The organism is Vreelandella neptunia (assembly GCF_022489065.1).
GTDB classification, from domain to species: Bacteria; Pseudomonadota; Gammaproteobacteria; order Pseudomonadales; family Halomonadaceae; genus Vreelandella; species Vreelandella neptunia_A.
In genome coordinates this window covers 1-4,445 of sequence record NZ_JAKVTW010000042.1, presented here as the reverse complement: position 1 = coordinate 4,445, position 4,445 = coordinate 1, and the positions used below count along the sequence as shown (strand labels likewise).

At 55.6% G+C, this 4,445-nt stretch carries 5 protein-coding genes; all 5 read right to left on the bottom strand.

The window, feature by feature from the left end; genetic code table 11:
* Positions 1-260, bottom strand: a 260-nt coding sequence (locus MLE19_RS22620; protein WP_240720585.1) for a redoxin family protein, incomplete at its 3' end; no start/stop codon positions are given.
* Between the two features lie 89 nt (positions 261-349).
* Positions 350-1,027 carry a TVP38/TMEM64 family protein gene (locus tag MLE19_RS22615; RefSeq protein WP_008958486.1) on the bottom strand — a complete coding sequence of 226 codons (678 nt, stop codon included), beginning with the start codon at positions 1,025-1,027 and terminating at the stop codon, positions 350-352.
* Between the two features lie 62 nt (positions 1,028-1,089).
* Positions 1,090-1,920: a thiol:disulfide interchange protein DsbG gene (gene dsbG, locus MLE19_RS22610; RefSeq protein WP_240720584.1), complete on the bottom strand. Its 831-nt coding sequence runs from the start codon at positions 1,918-1,920 to the stop codon at positions 1,090-1,092.
* Between the two features lie 65 nt (positions 1,921-1,985).
* Positions 1,986-2,111: a hypothetical protein gene (locus MLE19_RS23120; RefSeq protein WP_258955997.1), complete on the bottom strand. Its 126-nt coding sequence runs from the start codon at positions 2,109-2,111 to the stop codon at positions 1,986-1,988.
* Positions 2,112-2,144: 33 nt separating this feature from the next.
* On the bottom strand, positions 2,145-4,445 hold a 2,301-nt coding region (locus MLE19_RS22605; RefSeq protein ID WP_276322548.1), incomplete at its 5' end, for a heavy metal translocating P-type ATPase.

Sequence of the window (4,445 nt, the reverse complement as noted above, 5' to 3'; positions counted from 1 at the left end):
TCCAATAACTGCGGCATTTCATGCTTGCAAGTGGGGCACCACTCTCCCCAAACATTGACCAATGTCACCTTATCTTTAAAAAGAGATTCATCAACGACCCTTGAGGGGTCTTCCAGCGTCGTCAGGTTGAAGGCCGGAAACGGCTGAGCTAACAAGGGGGAATCTCTGGCGCTAGGATCCATTGATAAGCCCTGATAAAAGAAAAAGCTCAAACCAAAAAAGCCCAATAGGGGTAAAAATAGCAATGTCCGAGATTTCACGTGTACGTCTCACAGGTGGTAGCGGGTAAGTGCCTGCTGAGCATTGTTAGTGCTTACGGAAGTTGATTTGGAGCACTAGGTTGCATCGGTCATGGCTTCCGAGCCCATAGGCGTTTCGCCAGCAGCGGCAGCAATGTGATGCCACTGATGAGGACCAGCGCGATCGTGAGACCACGGGAGTCGGCGGTAATTAGCACTTCGCCGAACTTGACGATCAGATACGCCGTGGGGATTACGCCGGCCAATGTGGCGATCAAAAAGCGCCAGAAGGACAGGGGTGTAATACCTGCCGCGTAGCTGATGGCATCAAACGAAATGAAGGGCACCAATCGGGATGCAAAAACGATGAGCATCAAGCCGGTTTGAGAGCGTTCCTTCCCCAGCCAATTGAGGATGGGACGCGTACGCGACCAGCGTTGCATTACCTCATAGCCGAGCAAACGAGCAATGCAGAAAGCGAGCAGAGCGCCGGCTTCGGCACCGATAACTACATAGGCCGTTCCCCAAACTGGGCCGTAGATCGCACCGGCCACCATGGCAATCGGACCACTGGGGATCGGGCTCATGACAATGGCCGTAATCATCATAAAGATGATGGCCAATGGCCCCCAGACGCCCAACCCATCAACCCATTCACGCAAGGCCTGCTTATCGGTCAAGACCGACAAGGCGCCGGTCTCCATCAGGATCCAATAGAGGGACGCCAAGCCCATCAGTAGAGAGAGCCCCAAAAAGAGCTTTTGCTTTACACTAAGCTTGGTTGCCATGTCCATCTCAGTTGTGGGGAGCAGGGAGACATGTCATCTCAGCCCTGTACCGTGATGGAGTATCATTCAACACCCAATATTTCGCGAAGCTGGTCGGTCGACACTGCACCATTGATACGCTGCACTTTCCCGGCTTCATCACGGTAGTAGCTGGTCGGCGTCCCCGTAGCGCCGGCCTCACGCATGATCTGAGCATGCTTTCTGAGAAGCGCTTGGCTCTCTTCCGACGGCTCCACCGGACTTATGCCGCCATTGCGAAATTCCAATTCATGAGTTTCGAGAGCGCTAACCGGATTGTGGAATTCAAGGATTGCGGCAGCTTTGCGAAGGCTGTCCTCTGATAGTACGCCGACCAGCACGTGGCGAAGTTGTAGCACGCCTTGCTCGATTAGCGGGCGTGAATTGTTCCAGAGGGCGTTGCAGTAGGGGCAATTGGGGTCTGTTAGTGTGTAAACAATATGTGATGCATCATCATTCCCCTCCGAGATAAAACGTGTATTTTCAAACGCACTCCAGGTAGCTTCCAGCATGGGTTCCAGCACCAGGGCCTGAAGCTGGCTTTCCATGACGGCATTGCCCTGAGGGTCGATTAACGTACCAATGACGGCATAGTCGGAAGAGGAGGAGATATAAGCCGCCAGAGGCTCATTATCATAAGACAAGGCATAGCCTTGTAGATCGTCAGGCGCTTCGAAGGTGCCATGGTATGTGAATCCTTGATCCATCAACACGGTAATCGTTTTGGGCAAGGGAGACTCAGTATTAGCGGCACTGTCGGCCTGATGACTCTCATTGGCATCAGTTCCTACTTCCTGCGCCAACGCAGGCAACGTAATAAGACCTAGCAGACCTGCAGCAGCTAGGTAATAAGTGAAATGTAGTATATGCCTCATGGATGCTCTCTTTATCAGTTTCTGATCTACCCAAGGAGGGCGAATGTATTCAGTTGTCAGCTTCATCACTTCTTATTAAAAAACAGGTACTTGATAAGCGCAGCAACGCCAAGCCCCAGCGCAATAATCAACAAGATCGCTATTAGGCCCATCCCTGCCATACCCCACATGCAGCTTTCACTTCCCATCATTTTGAATTCCTCGTTAACACTACGGTGTTTGGTTTAGGCGCGATGAACAGCCTCGTTTGGACGTGGTGTGGCATTGCCGGGATCTGGCGTGAAACGGCGTAGCCGCAACGAGTTAATCAGTACAAAGACACTGGAAACACTCATGGCAGCCGCCGCCAGCATGGGGCTGAGCAATACGCCGATGAACGGATAGAGCACGCCCGCCGCCACGGGGATCAACGCTACGTTGTAGCCATAGGCCCAAACGAAATTGCCGATAATGGTCCGGTGGGTACGCTTGGAGAGCGCCGTGGCATTGACGATGCCTCGCAAATCGCCACTCATCAGCACCACATCGCCGGACTCGATGGCAATATCGGTGCCAGTGCCGATCGCAATGCCCACGTCGGCCTGGGCCAAAGCGGGCGCATCATTGATCCCGTCCCCCACAAAAGCGACGCGCTTGCCCTCCGCCTGGAGACGCCGGATCTCTGCCGCTTTCTGGTCGGGCAGTACCTCAGCGAGAATCTGCTGGATGCCAACCTGTCGGGCGATAGCATCGGCAGTGGCACGGTTATCGCCGGTGAGCATGGCCACTTCCAGCCCTTGCGCTTTGAGTGCTGCGATGGCCTCGGCAGAGCCCTCCTTAAGTGGATCCGCCACCGCGATGACTGCAGCAAGCTGGCCGTCTACCGCGGCATAGAGCGGGCTCTTGGCGTTCTCGGCAAACACCTTGGCGCGTGTTTCTGCCTGGCCGAGCTCGATTTCCAGCCGACGCATGTAACGATCAGCTCCCACATATACCAAGTGGCCGTCGACCTCGGCTTCAATGCCGTAGCCAGGCTCGGCACTAAAGCGACTGACCGAGGGTAATTCCAGCCCGCGGGCCTTGGCGCCCTGTACAATAGCCTCGGCGATGGGGTGCTCGCTTTGAGCTTCCACCGCCGCGACCAGTCGCAGCACCTCGTTCTCATGGCCGTTGATCGCTTCGAAGTCGGTCAGCTCGGGGCGCCCCTGGGTCAAAGTACCGGTCTTGTCCAGCACCACCGTATTCATTTTGGCCAGCGTCTCAAGCGCCGCCCCTTTACGAAATAGCACTCCCATCTCGGCCCCTTTCCCGGTACTGACCATGATGGCCGTTGGGGTGGCTAGGCCCATCGCACAGGGGCAGGCAATTAGCAGTACGCTAACGGTAGTGACGAAAGCAAACGACAAAGACGGCGCCGGTCCGAAAACAAACCAGAGTGCAAAGGTCATCGCGGCGATCGCGATGACCACGGGTACAAATACACCGGCAACCTTGTCGGCCAACTGCTGGATGGGGGGCTTCTCCGCCTGGGCCGTTTCCACCATTTTGACGATCTGTGAAAGCACGGTGTCGGCACCGACTCGCGTGGCCCGAAAGGTAAGTGCACCGTTCTTGTTGATAGTGCCACCGACGACTTCGGAATCCTTCTTTTTGACGACCGGCACTGGTTCACCGCTGATCATCGACTCATCAATGTAGGAGTGACCTTCCTCAACGATGCCATCTACTGGAACACGCTCCCCTGGGCGAACCAAAATACGATCGCCTGTGACGACGGCGTCGATAGGCAGCTCGACGGTTTCATCCTCACGGATGACGCGGGCAGTTTTCGCCTGTAATTGCAGAAGCTTCTTGATAGCTTCGGAGGTGCGGCCCTTGGCAATGTGTTCAAAATAGCGACCGAGCAGAATTAACGTCACGATGACCGCCGCCGCTTCGAAATAGCTCACGGCGGTTCCGACGGGAAAGAGTCCGGGCACCAGCAGGGCGGCGACCGAATAGAAATAGGCAGCGCTCGATCCGATCATAACGAGGCTGTTCATGCCCGGATTAAAATGCCGGAGTTCGGCGAAGCCGACGCGATAGAAGCGTGCACCAGCATAGAACTGCACCGGTGTGGCCAATAACCACTCGACGCCCATCCAGCCGCGATGCGGCATTAGACTCGTCAAAAGCGTGTCAAAGGCGGGAATCATTTTCCCCATGGCGATGATGACCACCGGAATCGTAAATATTGCCGCGAGCACGACTCGGCGGCGAAGCTCGGCTCTCTCCCGGTCCTCGCTGTCCGTTGGTGGCGGCGTATCGGTATCCTGTGGTTCATAGCCTGCTTCGCGGATGGCATGCTGAATACGCGGTAACGAAACGGCTCCCGGCAGGAAACGAACGAAGGCTTTTTGGGTGGCGAGGTTAACACTTACTTCCACCATGCCGGGCAGCTTCGTTAGCGTTCGCTCTATCCGAGAGACACACGATCCGCAACTCATGCCGGTGATGGGAATGTCGAGACTTTCCACCACCGGCTGATAGCCCGCCGTTTCAATGGC

Bases quoted from the DNA above. Each gene is read 5' to 3' on its own strand.
- dsbG (WP_240720584.1), bottom strand. From the start codon at position 1,920: ATGAGGCATATACTACATTTCACTTATTACCTAGCTGCTGCAGGTCTG.
- MLE19_RS23120 (WP_258955997.1), bottom strand. From the start codon at position 2,111: ATGATGGGAAGTGAAAGCTGCATGTGGGGTATGGCAGGGATGGGCCTA.
- MLE19_RS22615 (WP_008958486.1), bottom strand. From the start codon at position 1,027: ATGGCAACCAAGCTTAGTGTAAAGCAAAAGCTCTTTTTGGGGCTCTCT.